The sequence below is a fragment of the Pseudomonas sp. B26(2017) genome, from assembly GCF_002113045.1.
GTDB lineage: Bacteria > Pseudomonadota > Gammaproteobacteria > Pseudomonadales > Pseudomonadaceae > Aquipseudomonas.
This window is the reverse complement of record NZ_NEJJ01000007.1, coordinates 147,317-170,026: the sequence shown is the minus strand read 5'-3', so window position 1 is coordinate 170,026 and position 22,710 is coordinate 147,317. Positions and strand designations below refer to the sequence as shown.

The following is a 22,710-nucleotide window of genomic DNA, read 5'->3' as shown; positions in this document are numbered from 1 at the left end:
TTCAGCAGATGGATTCGAGAGCTCAGAGATGCGCCTGAGCCCAGGCCCTCACCTCGGCGTAGGGATATTCCTCCAGCGCCGCAAACCCGGAAATGGCCCGCGCCTTGAGCTTGGTAAACAACGGCACGCTGATGCCGCACAGGAACCGGGTAACCTGCTCCGCCGACGGAGCACTGACAGCGTGCTGCTGATGCCTGTGGATAAAATCGCCACACAACGCCGCGAAATTTTTATCCACAAGCACCGGCAATTCCGGAGGTGTCGGCAGCCGGGCGACTTGCCCGTGACACACCGAACAATGCCCGCACTGCTGCGGCGCATCGTGATCGCCGAAATATTCGGCCAGCCGATAACCAAGGCATCGCTCGGTGGCGAACAGCTCGAGCATGGCGTGAATCCGCGCCACTTCGGTTTGCTCATGGCGGGTGAAATAGTCGTGCAGTTCAGCGCTCAAGGCCTGGCTGTCGAAATCGCCGCGCAGGACGTTGTAGACCTCGGTCATCTGCTTGCTCTCAAGCTCGACCCAGCCCTTTTCCTGGAAATAATCCAGTGCCTTCACCACCCGATTGCGCTCGGCCGAATACTGCTCGTACATCGCCTCGAAATTCACCGTGGCCCAAGTACGCGCGCGGCTTGAGGTCTGGATGATCGCGGCAACGAAATCCCTGCGCTCGCCCTCGAAACGCTCAAGCAGCGCTTCGGGCTCCAGCAAGTACTTGAAACGGTATTCGGCGTAGTACGCGTAGCGCGGGGCAATCAGCCCTCGCAGTTCCAGCTGCACCAGCAACGTCTTCAAAGGCAACGAACGAATGTTGCTCTGATCCGCCAACGGCCCGAGCAGAAACTCCCATTGGCCTTCGGCTGCGGCGGCCTGCAACTCGTCCAACACATGGCGAATGCCATCCTGTTCCGGCGTGTCGCCATACACAAAGTTTTCCAGCACGTTGAGGCTGTCGCGGTTGGCCAGCACCAGGCAATCGGACGGCTGCCCGTCACGCCCGGCGCGACCGATTTCCTGGCTGTAGTTTTCGATGGATTTGGGCAGGTCGAAATGCACCACATTGCGGATGTCGCTCTTGTCGATACCCATGCCGAAGGCAATGGTGGCGACGATGCAATTGGACTGCCCGCTCATGAAGTGCTTCTGGATCGCGTCCCGTTGCTCATGGGGCAAACCGGCGTGATAAGCCTCGGCCTGAATGCCATTGCGCTCAAGATGTTCGGCAATCTGTTCGGCGGTTTTCTGCAGGGTGACGTAGACGATGCTCGGCTGACCCGCACGCTCGCTCATCCACTCCACCAGCCGGCGGCGCTTGTCCTGTCCACGCACCGGCTCGACCAGCAGATTGAGGTTGGGCCGATAGAAACCGGTGGTCACCACATCTTCTGCTGCGATGGCGAATTTCGCCTGCATGTCGGCGATGACTTTTGGTGTTGCCGTGGCTGTCAGCAGCAAGGTTTGCGGGATGTTGAACTGTCGCTGGTAGTCCGGCAGCTTGAGGTAGTCGGGGCGGAAATTATGGCCCCACTCGGAGATGCAGTGCGCCTCGTCCACCACCAGCAGCGAGATCGGCACCTGCTGCAAAAAGTTGCGAAAGCGCTCGTTCTTCAAACGCTCCACGGAAATCATCAGGATCTTCAGTTCACCGGAACGGGCGCGAGCCATCACATCGTTGGCGTCTTCGCGGCTCTGCGCCGAATCGATGCTGCCTGCCGAAATCCCGTGCCGACGCAAGAACTCCAGCTGATCCTGCATCAACGCCAGCAGCGGCGAGACCACCAGCGTCAGGTGTGGCAGCAGGATTGCCGGCACCTGATAACAAAGGGACTTGCCGGAGCCGGTGGGAAAGATCGCAGCCGCCGAGCGCCCGGCGAGAACGGCGCTGATTGCCGCTTCTTGACCGGGACGAAACTGTGGATAACCGAAAACCTGTTCCAGGGTGTTGTGCATTCGCTGTCACTCCGTTGACCGCTGTGATGCCAACAGCCTAGCGGGCGATCGCAGCGCGTCGAGAAAGGTCGGGGGTCAAATCGATACGGGATGATACAGCGTGAAATGCCGAGTCACGGCTAGAAACAAACGAAACACCTTGTTCCTCGCCTGCATCGCCGTGGCGAGAGTAACGTCCGACATTCATCGCGCCAGGACGGCCGATACATCTAGAGACTCGCCAAGGAATGAATATGTCGAACCGTTTGAAATTGCTCTTCGCCCTTCTTGTCCAGAGCCTGTTACTGGGCGGGTGCCTGCCCTTTCCCGGCGAGCTTCCGCCACTCGCCAGCGTGGTGGCGGCGAGCCCCACGCCAACGGCTTAGCAGACTCTACGGCTGCAACACCGCCACTCGCAATTGCTCGTTCAACAGCTGCTCATGCACGCCCAGGCTTTTGCTGGCCCACAGTGCATGGGCCGGGCTGATATCACCGGTGAATGCCGCCGCCAGCTGACGCAGGTCGGCAACACTGCGCACCCGTGGGCAGAACGCTTGCTCGTCGCAGCTCTGACTGGCGTTGCGATAGGTGGCGAGCAGACGATCCCATAAACCCTCACGCACCTGACGGATTGACTTGAGCTGCGCATGCGGCACACCCAGGCGTTGTTTGAGTGCGGATTCATCCAGGCCTTCGCAGGCCAGCAGTGCCTTGCCGAACATCAACACTTCGGCACGGGAAGCCGTGTCGATGGCGGCCTGGGTCGTGAGTGCGTCCGGCCAGTCCGTGCGCTCCACGTGCGCGAGCCCCAGTCCGTTGCCCGCCTCGGAGGCCAACGCCAAACGACATCCACTGGCCCAAAGCAAAATGATCGAGGCCATTCTTAGCCACTGCATACCTAATTCCCTTTAAGTCTGGGTCGGACGTCCGGAAACGCCCCACGGATTCTGGCGCGCACCATACAGATGTTTAACGGGAATCGCCCGCTAAACACGTAGGAAATCTCTCCACTCAGGGTTTGGCTGTGAAAAAGCCGTAAAACTGCGTAGGGAAAATGCCCGAACCCCGGAAAAACCCCTACGAATTCTGTCCATTGTGGCTGTCTTGTCCCATTCGAAGGAGCCCTTCTATAGTGGCCGGCGCGACTGAAAACTCTGTGTCGGCCCGCCGAAGCGACTTCGAAAAGGACACGCCTCAAACATGAACATTTCCACACCGCTGAATAATCGTTTTCGCCCTCTCAAGAGCTGCGACGGCAACAACCCGGTAATGGTCATCGACACCGAAGCAACACCGGTTGATTTACTCGATGCCGCCGATCTTCGGTTGCGCGCCGCCAGCGATCTTCTGGAAACTCTTTACTGCTTGTGTTTCAAACAGGCCGATGTAAAAGACATCCCCAACATCGTCAATGCGCTTTATTTATTGACGCAGGACGGCTGCGACTTATTGGAAGTTGCCAGGCAACGATTAAATAATTAGCGCTCGCGGACAAACTTACAAAGTTCGCAACAACCCACCACTTCCCTTACAGCAAAGTTCAGAACTAGCCTGTTCGCTCTTACATCAACCAAGAGCAATAACATGACTACGCTGACTATTTTCTTTTGCGGTACAGGTTCGACAAAGTTTGATGATACTCACGAAAACTATTGGAATGGAGAATTGGTCTCCACACTTGCGTCTCATCACACGGGGCGCGAGTTCGCCGAATGGATCGTCGTCGATGGCCCCGGTACCAGCAACCTGCAAGCTGATGATCTGTTCACCAAATCCAAGGACTACGGTCTCAGCGGAACCTTGTTCGGCAAGGGCTGGGAGGAGAACGTCCAACACGCGGTAAACATCATCAAGGGCCAATGTGACTGGCAGCGCGAGCAACTGACCGAAGCGGAATATAACCGCCTCAAAGCCGCCGGCATCCCGATTGAAGATGTAAAGGTCGAAGGTTCGTGGCTGTGGCGCAAATACAACTATGGCGATCGCAGCGTCACGCAACAGAAGTTACAGGAGCAGATTATTAAAACCTTTCGAAAGGGCGGTGTTATTCCAACAAAAGTCAATCTGGTGGGCTGGAGTCGCGGGGGTATCAGTTGTCACATGCTGGCCAATGTCATGTTCAAGGACAGTGCACTGAAAAACATTCCAGTGAATATCTTCGCCATTGACCCGGTGCCAGGTATTGGCAACTTTCAGGAACATCGGGTAAAGCTCAACAGCAACGTAAAAGAGTATGTGGGTTTCTACGCTCGGGATGAACGTTCCAAGGGCTTCAGTTGCGTCATCCCGCAAACCGCGACCGGAACCAAGACCAGCATCTTCCCGATGCCCGGCCGTCACGCCACCCTGGTGGGCAACGCCTCCGCCGATGGCAACAGTGGTCCAAAAGTGCTGGCCGAACCCGGCCTGATCGTGCGCCACTTTGCCGAGGTCTGCCTGAAACGCTGGGGCACCGTACTCGACAAAAACCTCAACCTCACCGATGCCGCCCTTCGCAACCACACCGCCGCCATCGTCAACGCGGCAGCGAAATACAAGGCCATGGAGAAGTGTTCCTACACCTGGTTCACCGAGCTGGATCAAGGCGAGCGCTACGTTTCGCTGGGCAGCAAAGGCGTTCCGTTCTCGACGGTGAAAGGCACGATCTATACCCCGGCGACCGGGCTGACCACGAGTGTGCTGGATATTGAGGCGTATCGATCGATTCGTTGAAAACCGTGATTGATCCGTAGGAACGGGCTGCACGAATCTGCATCCCGTTCCTACACGCAGCGGCGCCTTGTCTTCTATCGGCGCCAGTGGGCCGAAACCTATAGTTGTGACTGTCGCTGACAATTCAGCGATTCAGGTTTGGTCACCTGAAAAACAGAGATAACTGATGCATGCCCTTGTATGCTGCCGACCTCTTTCTGTCGGCACGCTTTATGGCGGGCTGTGTTTGGGACGCTTCGGCGTACCGGGTTATCTCTGCCGGTTTGACCAACTTGAACACAGTCCGCCTCCACCGCTTGGTCACGGTAGCAGCGGTTCATTGATGCCTACAGAGATAGTAAAAATGAAATCATGGAACGAGCTCCACTCCAATCGCTACCGCCCACTCGACTCCAACCTCACCGACACCAAGCCCCTCATCATCGACACCGAAGCCAACCCGCAAGACATCCTCGAATGTGCCGTCCAGCGCCTGCGCGCCTCAAGCGACCTGCTGCAAACCCTCTACTGCCTCTGCTTCAAACATGCCGACGTTGAAGACATCCCGCACATCACCCACGCGCTCTACCTGCTGACCAAAGACGGCTGTGACCTGCTGCAAGTCGCCCAGCAGAAAGTGCTCAGCTGGAAAGCCCCGGCCTGACGAACTTCGGGCAGGCGTGTTCATGGCTAGAACTGTCTGTCTCCATCTCGAACACTGACGCTGACATTTCCGGCGCAAAACTTAAGGACCTGAATTTTGCAAACTATTATTGATTGCGTACGATGGGAGCCATTGTTCAACCAAGGGCTTGCTTTCATGACCATTGAAACCATTGATCACAGCACTCTCACGCGACTGTTTGAGAGCGGTTCGATCAGTAGCGCACATATCGTCGCCAAGCCCGGTGGCTGGTCGATTCAAGTTCAGCAAGGAAGCAAAGAGTATTCACTGGCGGCGCAACGCAGTGGCCAGGTGCGGCTGTTTAAGCGGTTCGAAACACTGGTGACCTACCTGCAAGGAGTGGGTATCAATCACTTCGATGTGGACGCCTCCAGTTATGATCCTCTTCAAATAAAAACCTATGCTCGCCCTGATCGCGCCGAAGCGATGAAGCAAGCTCATGAAGCCGCTGCATATGAAGAATGGGTCAAACAACAGGTACAAATCAGCATTGATGACACAAGACCCAGCGTCAGCGATGAAGACGCTCGCAAATTATTTGCCGCCAAGCGGGATGCCTTGCGTCAGCGAGTACGTTGATGAGGTTGGTCTGGCGCCAAGAGGCGCTGGATGACCGAGACAACATCATGGAGCGTATCGGACAGGAAAATCCCGTTGCAGCGATTGAGCTCGATGAGGTTTTCGAACTGAAAGGAGAAAGCGCTCGCAAGCACCCAGCCATATACCGAAAAGGTATCGCGGAAGGCACCCGCGAAATCGTCGTCACCCCAAACTACATCATCATCTACGCAATCAAATTTGATGCTGTGGAAGTGCTGCGAGTGCTGCATACCAGAAGGCAATGGCCATGATGACTGGAGAAAAAATGCTTAGGAGTTCGCGGCCCCTTAAGTAGCATTATTCTGGCTGTTCAGCGCGGACTCTGCGGGAATAATGGCAGCTGATCTGACAACGATGTCTAACCAATCACCCACAAAAAAGCCGCCCTCAAGAGGCGGCTTTTTCATTCACCAAAACCCAGTCTTACAACTTAGGCCCGGCAGCCTTGATCGCGTCGCTCACTTCGAACTTCTTGAAGTTTTCGACGAACAGACCGGCCAGTGCTTTGGCAGCTTCGTCGTACGCAGCCTTGTCAGCCCAGGTGTTGCGCGGGTTGAGCAGGTTGGTTTCGACGCCCGGTACAGCCAGTGGCACGTCCAGGTTGATGGTGTCCAGGTGCTCGGTGGCTGCACCGATCAGCGCGCCGCTCTGGATCGCTGCGATCACCGCGCGGGTGGTCGGGATGTTGAAGCGCTTGCCGACGCCGTAGCCGCCGCCGGTCCAGCCGGTGTTGACCAGGTAGACCTTGGAGCCGAAGCCGCGGATGCGTTTGATCAGCAGTTCAGCGTATTCGCCGGCCGGACGCGGGAAGAACGGTGCGCCGAAGCAGGTGGAGAAGGTCGACTTGATGCCGCTGCCCGAGCCCATTTCAGTCGAGCCCACCAGTGCGGTGTAGCCGGACAGGAAGTGATAGGCCGCTTGTTCTTCGTTGAGGATCGACACGGGTGGCAGGACGCCGGTCAGGTCGCAGGTCAGGAAGATTACAGCGTTTGGCTCACCGCCCAGGTTCTTCGCGGAACGCTTGGCAACGTGCTCCAGCGGGTAGGCCGCGCGGCTGTTCTGGGTCAGGCTGACATCGGCGTAGTCGGCGTGCTTGGCGTCGTCGATCACGACGTTTTCCAGCACCGCGCCGTGCTTGATGGCTTTCCAGATGACCGGCTCGTTCTTCTCGGACAAGTCGATGCACTTGGCGTAGCAGCCGCCTTCGATGTTGAAGACAACGCCTTCGCCCCAGCCGTGTTCGTCGTCACCGATCAGATAACGGCTTTCGTCGGCGGACAGGGTGGTCTTGCCGGTGCCCGACAGACCGAAGAACAGGGTCACGTCGCCTTCTTCGCCGATATTGGCAGCGCAGTGCATTGGCAGCACGTCAGCGGCCGGCAGCAGGAAGTTCTGCACGGAGAACATGGCTTTCTTCATTTCACCGGCGTAACGCATGCCGGCGATCAGCACTTTCTTCTGGGCGAAGTTGATGATCACGCAACCGTCGGAGTTGGTGCCGTCACGCTCTGGTACGCACTCGAAGTTGGCAACGTTCAGCACTTGCCACTCTTCGCGACCGGCCGGGTTGTACTGAGCCGGGTTGATGAACAGGCAACGACCGAACAGGTTCTGCCAGGCAGTCTGGGTGGTCATCTTCACGGCCAGGTAGTGATCTTCGGCCGCGCCTACATGCACGTGGGAAACGAAATGCTCTTGCGCGTTGTTGAATGCTTCAACACGAGCCCACAGCGCGTCGAACTTGTCGGCCGGGAACTTGCGGTTGATCGGGCCCCAGGCAATGGCAGCCTGGGTGGAAGGCTCTTCAACGATGAAACGGTCGACTGGCGAACGGCCGGTGCGGTGACCGGTGCGAACAACCAGAGCGCCGGTATCGGCAAGCTCGCCTTCACCGCGGTTCAGGGCTTCTTTTACCAGATCATCAACACTCAGATCGGTGTACACGGCGTTATTGGCTTGCGTCATGAGGTTCCCCGTCGGCCAGTGGCCGAGTGTGCTCCAAACGTTTTGTAGTAGAAAGTCGTGCACTACTACCGCGAAAAAAGTGGGCCGGATTATGCCAGAAAAGCCCAAAAAGAGTAGGGCCCTCCCGTCGTAACGGCGTTATTCCGTCGTTGAGCAGTGAATTTACCTGCGCTGAACCGTTTTAGTGCCGGGTCTCTGACGGCGTCTCGACGCCCGCGCCAGCGAACAATTGAGCGATATCTGCCGCATCGAACAGGTAGCGCTGGTTGCAGAACTGGCAATCGATCTCGACTTGTCCACCTTGCTCGGCAACAAGTGCCTGTGCATCTTCCAGACCCAGGCTGACCAGTGCATTGCCCGAACGCTCGCGGGAGCAGCTGCAGTGGAAGCGCAATTTCTGCACATCGAACAGACGAACCTGCTCTTCATGGTAGAGGCGATGCAGAATCGTTTCGTTGTCCAGGCTCAACAGTTCATCAGCGGTCAGGGTGTTGCCCAACGCGGTGATGTGCTGCCAGCTGGCGGCGCGTTCTTCTTCGTCTTTCAGGCGATCGGCCGGCAGTTGCTGCAGCAGCAGACCACGGGCACGACGACCATCGGCGCACAGCTTGAAGCGGGTGCCAACCTGCTGGGACATGACGAAATAGTTGGTGAAGCAGTCGGACAGGGTTTCGCCGTCGAGGTCGACGATGCCCTGATAGCGCTGGCCGACGATCGGGTCGACGGTCAAGGCCAGCACACCGTTGGGCATCAGTTCGCCGAGGGTGGCGTCGGCCGAAATCTGATCGGCGTGATAGCGCGCCAGGCCACGGATTTCGCGCTCACTGGAGCACTCGATCATCAGCAGCGGGATCGGGCCTTCGGAACGGGCCTGAAGAATCAGCAAGCCATCGAATTTCAGGGTGCCCACCAGCAACGACGCGGCAGCCATCAGTTCGCCCAGCAATTGCGCAACCGGTTCCGGGTACGGGTGCTTGGCGAGCACTTCGGCATAGCTGCGCTCCAGCGACACCAGTTCGCCGCGAGTGTCGCTGTCATCGAAGATGAAGCGTTGGGTGTAATCGGTATCGAGGAAATCGGTCATAGGTCTGGGTATCTGAATGTGATGACAAAATGGTTACAAAGGATGAAAATTCCGCGCTTCTGGCATCCTTCTTGATGCCGATGTTCAGCCACGGGAGGCATTTTATGAACAATCCGGGTTTGTTCCAATCAAGGTGGAACCTCGGCCGGCTGGTTCTGTGCAACATCGTGCCATTGGCACTGTTGGCTTTCTGGTTATGGCCTACGGGTCAGATGCTGTGTGTGATTTTCGACGAGTGGCTGTTCCGCTCACTCAACGCACCGCTGGCCAGCAACCCCATATGGCTCCACATCTGGGCAATTGCAAGTCTGCGACCGTTCGACATCGTCGTCGGCCTGATTCTGCTGATGCTGCTGATCAAGGGCGACTGGGTGTTCAGGGCGATTGACGTGCGTCGCGCCTTTTTCGGATTTTTCTCGATCCTGCTGTTGATGGTGGTGATCCGCGCGCTGTTTTCCAAGTTCGCCGATCACATGGACTGGCAACACAGCAGCCCGTCGATGGTGCTCGAAGGCGCGGTGCATATCAGCGATTACTTCCCGCATCTGGAGAAGACATGGGAACTGAAGGATCGCTCGAGCCAGAGCTTCCCCGGTGACCACGCTTCGGTGTTGCTGATCTGGGCGCTGTTCATGGGCGTGTTCAGCCGCACGGTCGGCCAGTTCGCAGTGATCTGGGGCCTGGCGCTGCTGTTCATGCTGCCGCGTCTGGTCGCCGGTGCCCATTGGGGCCAGGACGATTACATCGGCGGCATGCTGCTGGCGGTGTGGGCACTGGGCTGGGGTTACTACACACCATTTGCTTATCACGCGGCGAACTTCTGGTTGAAGGTCACGTCGCCGGTTTTCCGGCTGCTGGGCAAACTGCCGGTGATTTCGCGGATGAGTGTGGTGTCCGCGCAGTAATCAAATGGCTGACAAAAACGCAGCCGCCGGCGGGTCTTGAACCCAGTCCGGCAGGCTGCGTTTTTTTATTCGCCGCTACTGTTCCCACGAAATCTAAACAGATCCCGACGCTGCTTCTTGCTCGGTTTACCGTCAGTGGTCACGCCCAGGGCGCCGGCCTTGCGCATCGCAGCAGCCGATTCACGTTTGGCAATACTCGCCTCGGTCTCGGCATACAGCGTCTGCGCCTCAGGTGCGCCGCGACGCACGATCGACAAGGCCTGAACCACCACGGTCTTCTCGTCGAAGCCGGTACGAATCTCGAACTCATCACCAATGCGTGGTTCTTTGCCAGGTTTGCAGCGCTCTCCCCGACAATGCACTTTGCCGCTCTCGATGGCAGCCTTGGCCAACGCGCGAGTCTTGAAAAAACGCGCAGCCCACAGCCACTTGTCGAGACGGACCTTGTCGTCCTCTTCCTGTTTTTGCGCCATATGAATTCCTCGTTCAGCCAGTAGTCGGAACTGTACTACCGATTCTGTCGGGCGCAAGAATCCGGCCCTCCAGATAAACTGTGATCTTCGCCGGTTCAACGGCATGGAGTGATCGAGTGACCAAATTTCCGTCTTCATTGACCTCACCCAAATCCGGGTGCGCGGGTTGCCAGCAAAGCGCACCGCTGGGCTTCGATTTTTCCTTCGCCTATCAGCCCATCGTGGATCTGCGTGACGAGTCGGTGTACGCCTACGAGGCACTGGTTCGTGGTGTGGCCGGTGAAGGCGCTTTAACCGTGCTGGATCAGGTTACGGAAGATAATCGCTACCGTTTCGACCAGCTCTGCCGGACTCGCGCCATCGAAGGCGCAGCCGAACTAAATATGCAGACACACTTGTCGATCAACTTCATGCCCAACGCCGTCTATCGTCCAGAGTTATGCATTCGCAGCACCCTGGAGGCTGCCAGGAAACACAATTTCCCGATCGACCGGCTGATTTTCGAAACCCTGGAAAGCGAGCACGTAGATAACTATCGCCATTTGACCAATATTCTGCGTGAATACCGCGAATTCGGCTTCAAGACGGCCATCGACGATTTCGGTGCCGGTTATTCGGGGCTCAATCTGCTGGCCGATTTCCAACCGGATCTGATCAAACTCGACATGTCGCTGATCCGCGATATCGACCATGACCGTGTTCGTCAGGCTATCGTTCGGGGGATTGTCACAATCTGTGCGGAGTTGAACGTTACAGTCATCGCCGAAGGCATAGAGAGTGCGGGGGAACGGGATTTCCTGGCGGACTGCGGAATATTTCTGATGCAGGGTTTCTGGTTCGCCAGGCCCGCATTCAAAGCGTTGGCCCAGGTGTCCCCTGAAGCGTGGACGCGTTAATCGTTGGTTTTTTCCTTTGAAGACATTTGACCATTTGACCGTTATCGGTCTGCGCGAGTGGGTGGCGCTTCCGGATCTGGGAGTCGCCGGCCTTCGGGCAAAAATCGATACCGGCGCCAGCACCTCCAGCCTGCATGCCACCGACATCGAGCCGTTCGAACGCGACGGTGAGAAGTGGGTGCGCTTCACCGCGCACCTGGGCACCGTCGTGCAGTTGCGCCATCGGCGATGCGAAGCGCCGCTGGTCGCCCGCAAGACCATCAAGAGCTCCAATGGCCAGGCCCAGGTCCGCTACGTGATCAGCACCACGCTGGCCCTGGGTGACAGGGTCTGGCCGATCGAGTTCACCCTCGCCTGCCGCAAGTCCATGCGCTATCGCCTGTTGCTCGGTTCCAAAGCCCTGATCGACGGCCAGCTGGTGGTCAATCCGGGCATCAAATATGTACAAGACAAGCCGGTGTTCCCGGTATCTACCTCCTCCACAGGTGTTGCATGAAGATCGCTGTGCTGTCGCGAAATCCGCGTCTGTATTCCACCCGCCGTCTGGTCGAAGCCGGAACCGAACGCGGGCATGAAATGGTGGTGATCGACACCTTGCGCGCCTATATGAACATTGCCAGCCACAAGCCGCAGATCCACTACCGCGGCAAGCCGCTGGAGGGTTTCGATGCAGTGATCCCGCGGATCGGCGCGTCGGTGACGTTTTATGGCTGCGCAGTGTTGCGCCAGTTTGAAATGATGGGGGTGTTTCCGCTCAACGAATCGGTGGCCATCGCCCGCTCCCGGGACAAGCTGCGTTCGCTGCAATTGCTGTCGCGCCGGGGCATCGGCCTGCCGGTGACCGGTTTCGCCCACTCGCCGGATGACATTCCCGACCTGATCGACATGGTCAACGGCGCGCCGCTGGTGATCAAGGTGCTGGAAGGCACCCAGGGAATCGGCGTGGTGTTGTGTGAAACCGCGACGGCGGCAGAGTCGGTGATCGAGGCGTTCATGGGCCTGAAGCAGAACATCATGGTGCAGGAATACATCAAGGAAGCCGGCGGCGCGGACATCCGCTGCTTCGTGGTCGGCGACAAGGTGATCGCGGCGATGAAGCGTCAGGCCAAGCCCGGCGAGTTCCGCTCCAACCTGCACCGGGGCGGCAGCGCCAGCCTGATCAAAATCACCCCGGAAGAACGCATGACTGCGCTGCGTGCAGCCAAGGTCATGGGGCTGACGGTGGCGGGCGTGGATATTCTGCGTTCCAACCACGGGCCGCTGGTGATGGAAGTGAATTCGTCACCGGGTCTGGAAGGGATCGAAACCACCACGGGCAAAAACGTGGCGGGGATCATCATCGAGCACCTTGAGAAGAATGGCGGGCCGAACATGACCCGCACAAAAGGCAAGGGTTGAACCTTGAATCAGGCGGCCGCAAGGCCGCCTGAAACTTAAACCGCGTCTCGCGGCAGCATCAATCCCAATGGCAACCGGACCCGCGCCTCCAGCCCGCCACCGGAGCGGTTGCGCAACTCGACATTGCCGCCGTGCATCGAAGCAATCCGCTTCACAATCGCCAGTCCCAGCCCGGTGCCCTTGCCGCCCCGCGCACGATCGCCACGGGTGAACGGGTTGAAGATCGCCTCAAGCTCGGAAGGATCGATCCCCGCCCCCCGATCCATTACGCTCAGCACCACGTACGGCGCACTGGTGTCTCCGGAGACATAGGCCGCGACGTCCACGCTGCCGCCGGCATGATTCAAGGCGTTGCCGATCAGGTTGTTCAGCAAACGCTTCATCGACACCCGACGCAGCGGGAACGGCTGGATCGGCTCCAGGCGCAGGCGTACTTTCTCTTCACTCTGGTTGAAGGGCGCCGCCACTTCACGCACCAGATCGCTGAGATCCACTTCCTCCACCGACTCGTCCCGGCCATCGCGAATGAATGCGAGGAACTGGTCGAGGATCGCGTCCATGTCTTCGATGTCTCGGACCATGTCCTCGGTCAGGTCGGTGCGGTCGCCCATCAACTCCAGTGACAGCCGCAAACGGGTCAGCGGTGTGCGCAAGTCATGGGATACCCCCGCGAGCATCAGCTCACGCTCGCGACCGGCCTGCTCGACGTCTTCGGCCATCTGGTTGAAGGCACGATAAACCTCGGCCATTTCGCTGGGGGTATCGCTGATCGGCAGGCGCACGCTACGGCCCTGGCCGAGTTGCCGGGCGGCATATACCAGACGTTTCAACGGTTGGTTGAGCTGGCTGACGAAAATCCACGCCGACGCCGTGGACAGCAAACCGATCGCCAGGAACCAGCCAAGCACGTTCCAGATTTTCTGGCCGCGCAGCGGGTGTGGATACAGCGGGACTTTCAGCCAACCATCGCCGAGACTCGGCGCGCGAACCCACAAGGCCGGCGGCGAGTGCATGCGCAAGCGCACTTCGGTGTCGGCGCCCAGCTCCGCCTGCATCTGCCGCTGGTAGATTTCGCTGTACGGCCAGTGCTGTTCACCTTCCGGCACACCGGCACCAACGACCCGGATCAGGGTTGCGGCATCAGCAATTTTCGCGCGGTTTTCTTCGTCGGCCGCCCAGTAGGCACGCAGCGTCAGGGCGACGCCGTGGCTGTATTGCCGATCCACCAGCACGTCCTCGTTCATCAACAGATAAACCAGAGTCAGTGCCTTGGAAAACAATACGACGATGAGCACCAGCCACAGGGTGCGGGAGAAGAAACTTTGGGGGAACCAGACGGGGGTTTTCATGGATAAGCGCTACACACTTGCAGGAGCGAGCAATGCTCGCATATTGCGGATTGCGAGTCTGCGCGGACGGCGTTTCCGACCGTTTCGCGCAGACCCGCTCCTACAAATCACCCATCACTTGGTGGAGTTGCCATCCGGCACGAACACGTAGCCGACACCCCAGACGGTCTGGATGTAACGCGGTTTGGACGGATCGGGTTCGATCATCCGGCGCAGACGGGAAATCTGCACGTCGATGGAACGCTCCAGAGCATCCCACTCGCGGCCACGGGCCAGGTTCATCAGTTTGTCGCGAGTCAGTGGCTGGCGGGCATTCATCACCAGAGCCTTGAGTACCGCAAACTCACCGGTGGTGAGCATGTGCACTTCGTCGCCGCGCTTGAGTTCGCGGGTGGCCAGGGACAGCACGTAATCGCCAAACGTGACGTTTTCTTCTTCACTGCCCGGCGCGCCCGGCACCGGTGCCGCCTGGCGGCGCAATACGGCTTTGACGCGAGCCATCAGCTCGTCCGGGTTGAACGGCTTGGCCAGGTAGTCGTCGGCGCCCAGTTCCAGACCCTTGATACGGCTCAGCTCGTCGCCCTTGGCGGTGAGCATGATGATCGGAATCTGATTGTTCGCACCGCGCAGGCGGCGGCAAGCGGTGAGGCCGTCTTCGCCCGGCAGCATCAGGTCGAGGACGACCAGGTTGAACACTTCACGCGACAGCAGACGATCCATCTGCTCGGTATTCGGTACGGCGCGGGCACGGTAGCCCTTGCTGACGAAAAAGCGTTCCAGCAGGCTGCTCAGCCCCGGATCGTCGTCAACGATGAGAATTTTTTCGCCTTCAGCAGTTTGTGCAGTGCTGCTCATTGGATGCTCCTTTTAGCTCGGCGCGCATTATGGCGTAGCTGCCGTTATACGCACCGTGTGCATTGTTAGCAGATTTTTCCTTCACTGCCAGAAAACCGGGGCTTGTGCCTACAGACTGCGTCGCCCCCGAATGACAGAACGCTGGTTATAATGCGCGGCCTTTTGTGTCAGGCAACGTCTGAATCGTTACCGCAGGTGGCCGCCCCTTATTTTCATGGGCGCCGCAGTAATTGTTCGATTTCACGGGTCAATGGGATGCCTTTTGACCCAGGCAGCGGCCAGCATCAAGCCGCCCCACCAGACTCCGGGCCTTTATTTACGCGCCTGCGAGCCTGCTTTCACAATTTGTCAGGTGGTTTTATGGACAGCATCAACAGCCGCATCGCCGAGGAACTCGGCGTACGCCCACAACAGGTCGAAGCGGCCGTCGCGCTACTCGATGAAGGCTCTACCGTTCCCTTCATCGCCCGTTACCGGAAAGAAGTGACCGGCAGCCTCGATGACACTCAACTGCGTCATCTGGAAGAGCGTCTGCGCTACCTGCGAGAACTCGACGAACGGCGCATCAGCATTCTTTCCAGCATTCAGGAGCAGGGCAAACTCACCCCTGAGCTGGAGCGCGAAATCAAACTCGCCGACACCAAGACCCGCCTCGAAGACTTGTACCTGCCGTACAAACAGAAGCGCCGCACCAAGGGCCAGATTGCCCTGGAAGCCGGCCTCGGCGAGCTGGCCGACGGGCTGTTCAACGATCCGAACCTGGCCCCGGAAACCGAAGCCGCGCGCTTCATCGACGCCGAAAAAGGCGTGGCGGACATCAAGGCTGCGCTGGAAGGCGCCAAGTACATCCTCATGGAGCGTTTCGCCGAAGACGCCAACCTGCTGGAAAAACTGCGCAACTATTTGAAGCAGGAAGCCACCCTCAGTGCCCGCGTGATCGCCGGCAAGGAGGAGGAAGGTGCCAAGTTCCGCGATTACTTCGAACACGACGAACCGCTCAAAGGCGTGCCGTCGCACCGCGCGCTGGCAATTTTCCGTGGCCGCAACGAAGGCATCCTCAGCTGCGCGCTGAAAGTCGGCGAAGAACTGCCGGGCACCCTGCACCCGTGCGAAGGCATGATCGGCCAGCACGTCGGCATTCAGAACCAGAACCGGCCGGCCGACAAATGGCTGGGTGAAGTGGTGCGCTGGACCTGGAAGGTCAAGCTCTACACTCACCTGGAAACCGACCTGCTGGGCGAGTTGCGCGACGGCGCCGAAACCGAAGCGATCAACGTGTTCGCTCACAACCTGCACGACCTGCTGCTGGCCGCCCCGGCCGGCCCGCGCGCCACCCTGGGCCTCGACCCGGGCCTGCGTACCGGTTGCAAGGTTGCGGTGGTCGACTCCACCGGCAAGCTGCTGGATCACACCACGGTTTACCCGCACGTGCCGCACAACAAATGGGATCAGACCATCGCCATCCTGGCCGCCCTGTGCGCCAAGCACTCGGTCGACCTGATCGCCATCGGCAACGGCACCGCCAGCCGTGAAACCGACAAGCTGGCGATCGAGCTGATCAAAAAATATCCGGCGATGAAAATGACCAAAGTCATGGTGTCCGAGGCGGGCGCGTCGGTGTATTCGGCCTCGGAGCTGGCAGCCAAGGAATTCCCGGATCTGGACGTATCGATCCGTGGCGCCGTGTCGATCGCCCGTCGCTTGCAGGATCCGCTGGCCGAACTGGTGAAGATCGATCCGAAATCCATCGGTGTCGGCCAGTACCAGCATGACGTGTCGCAGCTGAAACTGGCGCGCGGCCTGGACGCCGTGGTCGAGGACTGCGTGAACGCCGTGGGTGTGGACGTGAACACCGCGTCCGTGGCGCTGCTCGCGCGGATCTCCGGCCTCAACGCGACCCTGGCGCAGAACATCGTGACTCACCGTGACGAACACGGCGCATTCAAGACTCGCGCTGCGCTGAAGAAAGTCGCGCGTCTGGGCGAGAAAACCTTCGAACAGGCCGCCGGCTTCCTGCGCGTGATGAACGGCGACAATCCGCTGGATTCCTCGGCCGTTCACCCGGAAGCCTATCCGCTGGTGCAACGCATCGCCGCTGAAACCGACCGCGACATCCGCTCGCTGATCGGCGACGCCGCGTTCCTCAAGCGCCTGGATCCGAAGAAGTTCACCGACGAGACCTTCGGTCTGCCCACCGTCACCGACATCCTGCAGGAACTGGAAAAGCCGGGCCGCGACCCGCGTCCGGAGTTCAAGACCGCCGAGTTCCAGGAAGGCGTCGAGGACTTGAAGGACCTGCAACTGGGGATGATCCTCGAAGGCGTGGTGACCAACGTCACAGCGTTCGGTGCGTTCGTCGACATCGGCGTGCACCAGGACGGTCTGGTACACATTTCGGCGCTGTCGGAGAAATTCATCAAGGATCCGCGCGAAGCGGTGAAGGCCGGTGATGTGGTGAAAGTGAAGGTCATGGAAGTCGACATCCCGCGCAAACGCGTCGGCCTGTCGATGCGCATGAGCGACACCCCGGGCGAGAAGATCGACGGTGCCCGTGGCTCGCGTCCGGGCTCGGCACCACGCCAGTCGCAGGGTTCGGCGCCACGCAAGGAAAGCACCCCGGCTGCTCCGGTGAATAACGCGATGGCGTCGTTGTTTGCCAACGCCAAGCAGTTGAAGAAACGCTGATGGACATTCCGGCCGGGCTCGTCGAGAGCGCGTTTTTCAAGCTGTTGGGCTGCCGCCTGCACAGCCTGGAAACCGGGGTGGCGCAAGTCGCCCTGGCGCTGGAACCCGAACTGCGCAACCGCGGCGGCAAGCTGCACGGCGGCGCGCTGTTCAGTCTGGTGGATATCGCCATGGGGCTGGCCTGTTCCAGCACCCACGGCTTTGACCAGCAGAGCGCGACCATCGAGTGCAAGATCAACTACATCCGCGCCGTCTCCGAAGGCGAGGTGATGTGCACGGCACGGGTGATCCACCCGGGCCGGCGCACGCTGGTGGTCGAAGCCGATGTGATGCAGGGCGACAAACTGGTCGCAAAAGCGCAAGGCACGTTCGCTGTCCTGTAGATGTTGTTCATCATTTTGAGTTAATTTCGGCGCTGTGATTGCAGCGTCGAGCTTTTCTGTGGGAGCGGGCTTGCCCGCGAATGGGGTGTGTCAGACCAGTTGATACTGGCTGATACGCCCCATTCGCGGGCAAGCCCGCTCCCACAGGGACTGCGTAATCTTCGCGTGCATCGGCCAGATTCAGGGAGTGAAGTTGGCGTTTCAACGGGGGCTTCAGAGCCCGAAAAACCAGGCGAAAACGCCAGTTTCAACTTCACCCTTGTAGACCGTCCTGCCCACCCCCATATTGGGGCGACTGACGCGTGAAGGAATCCAAATTGAGCGAACTTCTCAACCGCCGCCTGGCTCTGCTCGGCGAGCGCGCTAACCTCTCTCTGCTTGAGCAGTGCCTTCACGGTATCGAACGTGAATGCCTGCGCGTGACCGGCGAAGGCCGCCTGGCCCAAACCCCGCACCCTGAAGCCCTGGGTTCCGCGCTGACCAACGAACAGATCACGACCGACTATTCCGAGTCGCTGCTGGAGTTCATCACGCCCGCCCTGCCAGAGCCTGCCGACACGCTGGCGAGCCTGGAAAAGATTCATCGCTTCGCCTACAGCAAGCTCGGCAACGAGTACCTGTGGAGTCCATCGATGCCGTGCCCGTTGCCGGCCGAGGAAGACATCCCGATCGCCTATTACGGCACCTCCAACATCGGACAGCTCAAGTACGTTTACCGCAAGGGCCTGGCCCTGCGTTACGGCAAGACCATGCAGTGCATCGCCGGGATTCACTACAACTTCTCCCTGCCGGAAAAGCTCTGGCCGTTGCTCAAGGAAGCCGAAGGCTTCGTCGGCACCGACCGGGATTTCCAGTCATCGTCCTATATCGCGCTGATCCGTAATTTCCGCCGCTACAGCTGGCTGCTGATGTACCTGTTCGGTGCCTCGCCGGCGCTGGACGCCGGTTTCCTGCGCGGTCGTCCGCATCAGTTGGAACAACTGGATCCGGACACCCTGTACCTGCCTTACGCCACCAGCCTGCGCATGAGTGACCTCGGTTACCAGAGCAACGCCCAGGCCGGCCTGACCCCGTGCTACAACGACCTGGCGAGCTACACCGACAGCCTGCGCAAAGCGGTGGCCACGCCGTACGCGCCGTATGTCGAAGTCGGCACGCACCAGGATGGCGAGTGGGTGCAACTGAACACCAACATCCTGCAGATCGAAAACGAGTACTACTCGAACATCCGCCCGAAACGCGTGACCTACACCGGCGAGCGGCCGATCCAGGCCTTGATGTCCCGTGGCATTCAGTACGTCGAAGTGCGCTGCCTGGACATCAACCCGTTCCTGCCGATGGGCATCGACCTCACCGAGTCGCGCTTCCTCGACGCGTTCCTGCTGTACTGCGCACTCAACGAAAGCCCGCTGCTGACCAACAACTCCTGCGGCAACGCCACCTCCAACTTCCTCAGCGTGGTCAAGGAAGGTCGCCGTCCGGGCCTGCAATTGCAGCGCGACGGTCAACCGGTCGAGCTCAAGGAATGGGCCGCCGAACTGCTGGAAAAAATCGCTCCGCTGGCGGCGCTGCTGGATCAAAGCCACGGCGGCGATGCCCACAGCAAGGCGCTCGATGCGCAGTTGGCGAAGGTCAAGGATTCGTCGCTGACGCCTTCGGCCCAGGTGCTGGCGGCGATGGCCACGCACAAGGAAAGCTTCGCGCAATTCTCCCTGCGCCAGAGCCAGGCCCACGCCGAGTTCTTCCGCAGCGAGCCGTTGGCGGCTGAAGAACAAGCGCGGTTCGAAGAACTGGCGCGGTCTTCGCTGGCGCAACAGGCTGAGCTGGAACAGAACGAGGTTGGCGATTTCGACGTGTTTGTCGGTGCGTATCAGGCGAGCATTCTGGCGATCAGCAACTGATCGTTTGTCTTTTATTGTTGATCGTTCCCACGCTCTGCGTGGGAATGCCTCAAGGGACGCTCTGCGTCCCAGTGACGCAGAGCGTCACGAGCTGAATTCCCACGCAGAGCGTGGGAACTATCAACCGTCTGCGTGGGAACTATCACCTTCCCTTCCTTAGATTTTTCCGCTCATAAGCTCATTCTAAAAGGTTATTTATTTTTAGTTTCTTAGATCATTTAGTCTCCTTTCACGCCGACGTTCGGTCGCCTGATATGGAGCTTTTCAATGAAACTGAATTTCCCGCTTCGCCTGCTGGCCGTGGCCTCTCTGGCTGCCGCGAGTTTCCTGGCTCAGGCCGCCGACCTCACCGTCGCCTACCAGACCACCGTTGACCCGGCGAAAGTTGCCCAGGCCGATGGCGCCTACGAGAAAGCCACCAAGGCCGACATCAACTGGCGCAAATTCGATAACGGTGCCGACATCATCGCCGCCATCGCGTCCGGCGACGTGCAGATCGGCTACCTCGGTTCCAGCCCGCTGACCGCGGCGATCACCCGCAAGGTCCCGGTGGAAACCTTCCTCATCGCCACCCAGATCGGCGCCGCCGAAGCACTGGTCGCCCGCGACGGCTCCGGCATCAAAACCCCGCAGGATCTGGTCGGCAAGAAAATCGCCGTGCCGTTCGTGTCCACCGGTCACTACAGCCTGCTCGCCGCACTGAAGCACTGGAACATCGACCCGTCGAAAGTCACCGTCCTCAACCTCGCCCCACCAGCGATCATTGCCGCGTGGAAACGCGGTGACATCGACGCCACCTACGTTTGGGATCCGGCGCTGGGTGTGGCCAAGGAAAACGGCAAAGTGCTGATCACTTCCGGCGAACTGGCCAAGTTCGGTGCGCCGACCTTCGACGCCTGGATCGTGCGCAAGGACTTCGCCGAGAAGCACCCGGAAATCGTTACCGCTTTCGCCAAGGTCACTCTCGACGCCTATGCCGACTACCGCAAGGATCCGAAAGCCTGGCTGGCCAATCAGAGCAACGTCGACAAGCTGGTGAAGCTCTCGGGCGCCAAGGCCAGCGACATTCCATTGCTGCTGCAGGGCAACGTCTACCCGCTGGCGGCGGATCAGGTCAGCGACCTCGGCGCACCGACCACCAAAGCCATCACCGACACCGCCGCGTTCCTCAAGGAGCAAGGCAAGGTCGAAGCGGTACTGCCGGACTACGCGCCGTACGTCAGCGCCAAGTACATCACCAACTGATCGGGAGTTAATTGCGATGGCCTTGCTACAGCTGGAGCGCATCAGCGCACAGTATCCCGGCAGCCCGGAACCGGTTCTGTCCGACATTTCCCTGACCCTCGGCCCTCGGCAATTGCTGGTGGCCCTGGGCCCGTCCGGCAGTGGCAAGACTTCGCTGTTGAACCTGATCGCCGGTTTCGTCGAACCGAGCGCCGGGCGCATCACTCTCGACAACGTGCCGGTCAAAGGCCCGAGCGCCGAGCGCGGCGTGGTATTCCAGGACGACGCCCTGCTGCCCTGGCAGGACGTGCTGGCCAACGTTGCCTTCGGTCTGGAGCTGGCCGGTGTGGCCAGGGACAAACGCGAACAGATCGCCCGGGAAATGCTGGCGCTGGTCGACCTTTGCGGTTTTGAACATCGTCGCATCTGGCAGCTTTCCGGCGGCCAGAAGCAGCGTGTCGGCCTGGCCCGCGCCCTCGCGGCGGACCCGCGTGTGTTGCTGATGGACGAACCCTTCGGCGCCCTCGATGCCTTCACCCGCGAACAGATGCAGGAGCTGTTGCTGCAAGTCTGGCAACGCACCTCCAAACCGGTATTCCTGATCACCCACGACATTGAAGAGGCGGTGTTCCTCGCCACTGACCTGATTCTGCTGGCGCCGAATCCGGGGCAGATCGTCGAGCGCCTGCACCTGGATTTCGGCAAGCGTTACGCCGCCGGCGAATCGGCGCGGGCGATCAAGTCCGATCCGCGCTTCATCGAAACCCGCGAACACGTGCTGGCCAAAGTGTTCTCGCAACGCAGCGCCGTTCAACGGCAGGAGCGCGCATGAGCAGTTACGACGTTTCCGCCACCGCCGTGAAACCCGCCGCCACGTCGGCGGTGATTCCCGTGCGTCGCAGCCTCAGCATTCGCTGGATCAGCCTGCTGACCCTGTTCGCGTTGCTGGTGATCTGGTGGGCCGTCACGGCCACCGGCCTGATCGAGCCGCTGTTCCTGCCGCCACCGTCCGCCGTGCTGCAAAAAGGCTGGTTGCTGGCGACCACGGGCTACATGGACTCGACGTTGTGGCAGCACTTGGGCGCGAGCCTGAGCCGCATCGGCCTGGGCCTCGGTTTCGCGATTCTGAGCGCCGTGCCGGTGGGCATTGCGATCGGCGCCAATCGCATCGCCCGTGGCGTGCTCGATCCGCTGATCGAGTTCTACCGGCCGATTCCGCCACTCGCCTATCTGCCGCTGATCGTGATCTGGTGCGGCATCGGCGAGTTGTCGAAAGTGCTGCTGATCTACCTGGCGATTTTCGCCCCGATCGCGATTGCTACCGCCACCGGCGTGCGCACCGTCGACCCGGCCAGACTGCGTGCCGCGCAATCGCTGGGGGCGACTCGCACGCAACTGATTCGCCACGTGATTTTGCCCAGCGCCCTGCCGGACATTCTGACCGGTGTGCGCATTGGTCTGGGTGTCGGCTGGTCGACGCTGGTCGCCGCCGAATTGATCGCAGCCACCAGCGGCCTGGGCTTCATGGTGCAGTCGGCCGCGCAATTTCTGGTTACCGATGTGGTGGTGCTGGGGATTTTGGTCATCGCCCTGATCGCCTTCGCCATGGAAATGGGCCTGCGCGCCCTGCAACGCAAGCTGGTGCCGTGGCACGGCCAGGCCCACTGATTTTTCAGCACTGACTAC

Annotated in this window: 22 protein-coding genes; 15 read left to right on the top strand and 7 right to left on the bottom strand. The window is 59.7% G+C overall.

The window, feature by feature from the left end; translation table 11 throughout:
* Positions 1 to 22: 22 nt before the first annotated feature.
* Together CAF79_RS12495 and CAF79_RS12490 are read right to left on the bottom strand one after the other, a co-directional pair.
* Positions 23 to 1,951: an ATP-dependent DNA helicase RecQ gene (locus CAF79_RS12495; protein ID WP_085698018.1), complete on the bottom strand. Its 1,929-nt coding sequence runs from the start codon at positions 1,949 to 1,951 to the stop codon at positions 23 to 25.
* A gap of 371 nt (positions 1,952 to 2,322) precedes the next feature.
* Positions 2,323 to 2,826 carry a polysaccharide deacetylase gene (locus tag CAF79_RS12490; protein WP_085698017.1) on the bottom strand — a complete coding sequence of 168 codons (504 nt, stop codon included), beginning with the start codon at positions 2,824 to 2,826 and terminating at the stop codon, positions 2,323 to 2,325.
* A gap of 304 nt (positions 2,827 to 3,130) precedes the next feature.
* On the opposite strand from CAF79_RS12490, the gene CAF79_RS12485 reads away from it, so the two are divergent.
* The 5 genes from CAF79_RS12485 (at position 3,131) to CAF79_RS12465 (ending at position 6,157) form a co-directional block, all read left to right on the top strand.
* Positions 3,131 to 3,412: a hypothetical protein gene (locus tag CAF79_RS12485; protein ID WP_085698016.1), complete on the top strand. Its 282-nt coding sequence runs from the start codon at positions 3,131 to 3,133 to the stop codon at positions 3,410 to 3,412.
* Positions 3,413 to 3,514: 102 nt separating this feature from the next.
* Positions 3,515 to 4,642, top strand: coding sequence for a hypothetical protein (locus CAF79_RS12480; RefSeq protein WP_085698015.1), 1,128 nt, complete (start codon positions 3,515 to 3,517; stop codon positions 4,640 to 4,642).
* A gap of 343 nt (positions 4,643 to 4,985) precedes the next feature.
* Positions 4,986 to 5,285 carry a hypothetical protein gene (locus CAF79_RS12475; protein ID WP_085698014.1) on the top strand — a complete coding sequence of 100 codons (300 nt, stop codon included), beginning with the start codon at positions 4,986 to 4,988 and terminating at the stop codon, positions 5,283 to 5,285.
* Positions 5,286 to 5,441: 156 nt separating this feature from the next.
* Positions 5,442 to 5,885: a hypothetical protein gene (locus tag CAF79_RS12470; RefSeq protein ID WP_085698013.1), complete on the top strand. Its 444-nt coding sequence runs from the start codon at positions 5,442 to 5,444 to the stop codon at positions 5,883 to 5,885.
* Positions 5,885 to 6,157 (top strand): type II toxin-antitoxin system RelE/ParE family toxin, encoded by a 273-nt coding sequence (locus CAF79_RS12465; protein ID WP_085698012.1) that lies wholly within the window; start codon positions 5,885 to 5,887, stop codon positions 6,155 to 6,157. Before CAF79_RS12470 ends, CAF79_RS12465 begins: the two co-directional genes overlap by 1 nt.
* Before the next feature lie 172 nt (positions 6,158 to 6,329).
* Here CAF79_RS12465 and CAF79_RS12460 read toward each other — a convergent pair whose 3' ends face one another.
* Both CAF79_RS12460 and hslO read right to left on the bottom strand, forming a co-directional pair.
* Positions 6,330 to 7,871: a phosphoenolpyruvate carboxykinase gene (locus CAF79_RS12460; protein WP_085698011.1), complete on the bottom strand. Its 1,542-nt coding sequence runs from the start codon at positions 7,869 to 7,871 to the stop codon at positions 6,330 to 6,332.
* Between the two features lie 181 nt (positions 7,872 to 8,052).
* Complete coding sequence (gene hslO / locus CAF79_RS12455; RefSeq protein WP_085698010.1) at positions 8,053 to 8,955, bottom strand: Hsp33 family molecular chaperone HslO; 903 nt, start codon at positions 8,953 to 8,955, stop codon at positions 8,053 to 8,055.
* A gap of 104 nt (positions 8,956 to 9,059) precedes the next feature.
* On the opposite strand from hslO, the gene CAF79_RS12450 reads away from it, so the two are divergent.
* Positions 9,060 to 9,860, top strand: coding sequence for a phosphatase PAP2 family protein (locus CAF79_RS12450; protein WP_085698009.1), 801 nt, complete (start codon positions 9,060 to 9,062; stop codon positions 9,858 to 9,860).
* Positions 9,861 to 9,925: 65 nt separating this feature from the next.
* Here the strand turns inward: CAF79_RS12450 and CAF79_RS12445 are convergent, their stop codons facing one another.
* Positions 9,926 to 10,333, bottom strand: coding sequence for an RNA-binding S4 domain-containing protein (locus tag CAF79_RS12445; protein WP_085698008.1), 408 nt, complete (start codon positions 10,331 to 10,333; stop codon positions 9,926 to 9,928).
* Between the two features lie 116 nt (positions 10,334 to 10,449).
* Between CAF79_RS12445 and CAF79_RS12440 the strand changes: the two genes are divergently transcribed.
* From CAF79_RS12440 to rimK, 3 genes are read left to right on the top strand one after another with little or no spacing between them, the layout of a single operon-like run.
* Positions 10,450 to 11,229, top strand: a complete 780-nt coding sequence (locus CAF79_RS12440) for an EAL domain-containing protein (protein WP_085698007.1) — start codon at positions 10,450 to 10,452, stop codon at positions 11,227 to 11,229.
* Between the two features lie 49 nt (positions 11,230 to 11,278).
* Entirely contained in the window at positions 11,279 to 11,725 is a 447-nt protein-coding gene (locus CAF79_RS12435) for an ATP-dependent zinc protease (RefSeq protein ID WP_170844915.1), read from the top strand.
* A complete protein-coding gene (rimK, locus tag CAF79_RS12430; RefSeq protein ID WP_065257794.1) occupies positions 11,722 to 12,627 on the top strand; it encodes a 30S ribosomal protein S6--L-glutamate ligase in 906 nt (301 codons plus the stop codon). The genes CAF79_RS12435 and rimK overlap by 4 nt, the downstream gene beginning before the upstream one ends.
* A gap of 35 nt (positions 12,628 to 12,662) precedes the next feature.
* On the opposite strand, the gene CAF79_RS12425 is transcribed toward rimK, so the two are convergent.
* Both CAF79_RS12425 and ompR read right to left on the bottom strand, forming a co-directional pair.
* Complete coding sequence (locus CAF79_RS12425) at positions 12,663 to 13,976, bottom strand: ATP-binding protein (protein ID WP_085698006.1); 1,314 nt, start codon at positions 13,974 to 13,976, stop codon at positions 12,663 to 12,665.
* Between the two features lie 114 nt (positions 13,977 to 14,090).
* Entirely contained in the window at positions 14,091 to 14,831 is a 741-nt protein-coding gene (gene ompR / locus CAF79_RS12420) for a two-component system response regulator OmpR (protein ID WP_007952694.1), read from the bottom strand.
* A gap of 360 nt (positions 14,832 to 15,191) precedes the next feature.
* Here ompR and CAF79_RS12415 point away from each other — a divergent pair, with 360 nt between their 5' ends.
* The 6 genes from CAF79_RS12415 (at position 15,192) to tauC (ending at position 22,692) form a co-directional block, all read left to right on the top strand.
* The gene (locus CAF79_RS12415; RefSeq protein WP_085698005.1) at positions 15,192 to 17,516 is read left to right on the top strand and encodes a Tex family protein; all 2,325 of its coding nucleotides are present in this window, start codon (positions 15,192 to 15,194) and stop codon (positions 17,514 to 17,516) included.
* Positions 17,516 to 17,899, top strand: coding sequence for a PaaI family thioesterase (locus CAF79_RS12410; RefSeq protein WP_007952699.1), 384 nt, complete (start codon positions 17,516 to 17,518; stop codon positions 17,897 to 17,899). The genes CAF79_RS12415 and CAF79_RS12410 overlap by 1 nt, the downstream gene beginning before the upstream one ends.
* 317 nt (positions 17,900 to 18,216) lie before the next feature.
* Positions 18,217 to 19,800 carry a glutamate--cysteine ligase gene (gshA, locus tag CAF79_RS12405; protein ID WP_085698004.1) on the top strand — a complete coding sequence of 528 codons (1,584 nt, stop codon included), beginning with the start codon at positions 18,217 to 18,219 and terminating at the stop codon, positions 19,798 to 19,800.
* A 267-nt stretch (positions 19,801 to 20,067) separates the two neighbouring features.
* The gene (gene tauA, locus CAF79_RS12400; protein WP_007952702.1) at positions 20,068 to 21,045 is read left to right on the top strand and encodes a taurine ABC transporter substrate-binding protein; all 978 of its coding nucleotides are present in this window, start codon (positions 20,068 to 20,070) and stop codon (positions 21,043 to 21,045) included.
* A gap of 16 nt (positions 21,046 to 21,061) precedes the next feature.
* The gene (tauB, locus tag CAF79_RS12395; RefSeq protein ID WP_085698003.1) at positions 21,062 to 21,856 is read left to right on the top strand and encodes a taurine ABC transporter ATP-binding subunit; all 795 of its coding nucleotides are present in this window, start codon (positions 21,062 to 21,064) and stop codon (positions 21,854 to 21,856) included.
* The gene (tauC, locus tag CAF79_RS12390; protein ID WP_085698002.1) at positions 21,853 to 22,692 is read left to right on the top strand and encodes a taurine ABC transporter permease TauC; all 840 of its coding nucleotides are present in this window, start codon (positions 21,853 to 21,855) and stop codon (positions 22,690 to 22,692) included. The genes tauB and tauC overlap by 4 nt, the downstream gene beginning before the upstream one ends.
* Positions 22,693 to 22,710 lie beyond the last annotated feature (18 nt).

Coding starts and splice junctions, on each gene's coding strand:
- rimK (WP_065257794.1), top strand. CDS start 11,722: ATGAAGATCGCTGTGCTGTCGCGAAATCCGCGTCTGTATTCCACCCGC.
- CAF79_RS12415 (WP_085698005.1), top strand. CDS start 15,192: ATGGACAGCATCAACAGCCGCATCGCCGAGGAACTCGGCGTACGCCCA.
- CAF79_RS12470 (WP_085698013.1), top strand. CDS start 5,442: ATGACCATTGAAACCATTGATCACAGCACTCTCACGCGACTGTTTGAG.
- CAF79_RS12450 (WP_085698009.1), top strand. CDS start 9,060: ATGAACAATCCGGGTTTGTTCCAATCAAGGTGGAACCTCGGCCGGCTG.
- CAF79_RS12490 (WP_085698017.1), bottom strand. CDS start 2,826: ATGCAGTGGCTAAGAATGGCCTCGATCATTTTGCTTTGGGCCAGTGGA.
- tauB (WP_085698003.1), top strand. CDS start 21,062: ATGGCCTTGCTACAGCTGGAGCGCATCAGCGCACAGTATCCCGGCAGC.
- tauA (WP_007952702.1), top strand. CDS start 20,068: ATGAAACTGAATTTCCCGCTTCGCCTGCTGGCCGTGGCCTCTCTGGCT.
- CAF79_RS12425 (WP_085698006.1), bottom strand. CDS start 13,976: ATGAAAACCCCCGTCTGGTTCCCCCAAAGTTTCTTCTCCCGCACCCTG.
- ompR (WP_007952694.1), bottom strand. CDS start 14,831: ATGAGCAGCACTGCACAAACTGCTGAAGGCGAAAAAATTCTCATCGTT.
- CAF79_RS12495 (WP_085698018.1), bottom strand. CDS start 1,951: ATGCACAACACCCTGGAACAGGTTTTCGGTTATCCACAGTTTCGTCCC.
- CAF79_RS12460 (WP_085698011.1), bottom strand. CDS start 7,871: ATGACGCAAGCCAATAACGCCGTGTACACCGATCTGAGTGTTGATGAT.
- tauC (WP_085698002.1), top strand. CDS start 21,853: ATGAGCAGTTACGACGTTTCCGCCACCGCCGTGAAACCCGCCGCCACG.
- CAF79_RS12465 (WP_085698012.1), top strand. CDS start 5,885: ATGAGGTTGGTCTGGCGCCAAGAGGCGCTGGATGACCGAGACAACATC.
- CAF79_RS12410 (WP_007952699.1), top strand. CDS start 17,516: ATGGACATTCCGGCCGGGCTCGTCGAGAGCGCGTTTTTCAAGCTGTTG.
- CAF79_RS12485 (WP_085698016.1), top strand. CDS start 3,131: ATGAACATTTCCACACCGCTGAATAATCGTTTTCGCCCTCTCAAGAGC.
- CAF79_RS12475 (WP_085698014.1), top strand. CDS start 4,986: ATGAAATCATGGAACGAGCTCCACTCCAATCGCTACCGCCCACTCGAC.
- CAF79_RS12445 (WP_085698008.1), bottom strand. CDS start 10,333: ATGGCGCAAAAACAGGAAGAGGACGACAAGGTCCGTCTCGACAAGTGG.
- hslO (WP_085698010.1), bottom strand. CDS start 8,955: ATGACCGATTTCCTCGATACCGATTACACCCAACGCTTCATCTTCGAT.
- CAF79_RS12480 (WP_085698015.1), top strand. CDS start 3,515: ATGACTACGCTGACTATTTTCTTTTGCGGTACAGGTTCGACAAAGTTT.